This is a genomic window from Streptomyces sp. NPDC001002 (assembly GCF_053599215.1).
Map to the genome: position 1 here is coordinate 1 of NZ_JBSFLV010000302.1, position 2,158 is coordinate 2,158.

General features: G+C 71.9%; 1 protein-coding gene. It reads right to left on the bottom strand.

Annotation, left to right across the window (positions count from 1 at the left end; translation table 11 throughout):
- A partial coding sequence (locus ACWDR3_RS47650; protein ID WP_450358930.1) for a type I polyketide synthase occupies positions 1-2,158 on the bottom strand: 2,158 nt, incomplete at both ends.

Sequence of the window (2,158 nt, forward strand, 5' to 3'; positions counted from 1 at the left end):
CCCATTTCGGCGATGACCCGGGCTGCGGACTCCGCAGCACCCTCATCGCCCGAAATCACCACGGAGGTCCGTCCGTTGATGGCCGCGATACCGACTCCGTCGGTCAGCAGTGGCAGGACCTCGTCCTCGGACGCCTGCACCGCGATCATCGCGCCGCCTGTCGGCAGCGCCTGCATCAACCGGCCGCGCGCCGCCACCAAACGGGCCGCATCCGCAAGCGTCCACACCCCGGCCACATGCGCGGCGGCCAGCTCACCGATCGAATGTCCGGCCACGAACTCCGGCCGCACACCCCACGACTCCGCCAACCGGAACAACGCCACCTCGATCGCGAACAACGCCGGCTGCGTGAACTCCGTCCGGTCCAAGGCCCCCTTGTCGCCGAGGACGACCCCCTTCAGCGGCCTGGACAGGTGCTGGTCCAGCTCCGCCACCGTCTCGTCGAAGGCCTCCGCGAAGACGGGATACGTCTCGTACAACTCCCGTCCCATACCCAGGCGTTGGGCGCCCTGGCCGGTGAACAGCACCGCCACACGACCACCCGCGACCGCCGGCGCCTCCGCCGACAGCGCCCGCAACCCGGCCACCGCCTGCGCACGATCCGCGGCCACGACAACGGCCCGGTGCTCCAGAGCCGCACGGGAGGCGACCAGCGAATACGCGACATCCGCCAGGACGGACTCCTCGCCCTCCAGGTGATCGGCGAGCCGCTCCGCCTGCGCCTTCAGCGCCGCACCCGACCGGCCCGACACCACGAACGGCAACGGACCGACGAACTCGCCCTGTTCAAGCGCGAGTTCCTCGACCGGCGCCTCCTCGATCACCACATGCGAGTTCGTGCCGCTCACACCGAAGGACGACACACCCGCCCGACGGGGGCGTCCCTCCTCACGAGGCCAGGGGCGCGCCTCCGTCAGCAACTCCACCGCACCCGCCGACCAGTCCACCTTCGGCGTCGGCTCGTCCACGTGCAGCGTCCTCGGCAGCACCTCGCGCTCCAACGCCATCACCATCTTGATGACCCCGGCGACCCCGGCCGCCGACTGTGCGTGCCCGATGTTCGACTTGAGGGAGCCGAGCCACAGGGGGCGGTCCTCGGGACGGTTCTGGCCGTAGGCGGCGATGACCGCCTGGGCCTCGATCGGGTCGCCGAGCGCCGTACCGGTGCCGTGCGCCTCGACCGCGTCCACGTCGGCGGGTGTCAGCCGGCCGTCGGCCAGGGCCTGGCGGATGACCCGCTGCTGGGAAGGGCCGTTGGGGGCGGTCAGACCGTTGGACGCGCCGTCCTGGTTGACCGCCGTACCGCGAATGACGGCGAGCACGTGGTGGCCGTTGCGGTGGGCGTCGGAGAGGCGTTCCAGGAGCAACAGGCCAGCTCCCTCGGACCAGTTGGTGCCGTCGGCGGCGGCCGAGAAGGCCTTGGCGCGGCCGTCCCTGGCCAGTCCGCGCTGGCGGGAGAACTCGATGAAGCCGTCGGGCGTGGCCATCACGGCGACACCGCCCGCCAGGGCCATGGAGCACTCGCCGGTGCGCAGGGACTGCGCGGCCAGGTGGATGGCGACCAGGGAGGACGAGCAGGCGGTCTCGACGGTGACCGCCGGGCCCTCCAGGCCGAGGGTGTAGGAGACGCGGCCCGAGGTGGCGCTGCCGGAGTTGCCGATGCCGAGCATGCCCTCGACGGACGGCGGGATGCGCTGCCCGATGGGGGCGTAGTCGTGGTGCATGACGCCGGTGAAGATGCCGATGCTCTGCCCGCCGAGGCCGGTCGGGTCGATGCCGGCGCGTTCGAAGGTCTCCCAGGAGGTCTCCAGGAGCAGCCGTTGCTGCGGGTTCATGGCGAGGGCCTCGCGCGGGGAGATCCCGAAGAAGCCGGCGTCGAACTCGCCCGCGTCGTGCAGGAATCCGCCGTGCCGGGCGTAGGAGGTGCCGGTGTGGTCGGGGTCGTCGTCGAACAGGGTGTCCAGGTCCCAGCCCCGGTTGCCGGGGAACTCGGTGATGGCGTCGGTGCCGTCGGCGACCAGCCGCCACAGGTCCGCCGGGCCCGTGACCCCGCCCGGGAGGCGGCAGGCCATGCCGACGATCGCGATCGGCTCGTGCCGGGCGTCCTCGACCTCGCGCAGTCGGCCGTTGGCCCTGCGCAGGTCGGTGAGCGCCTTCT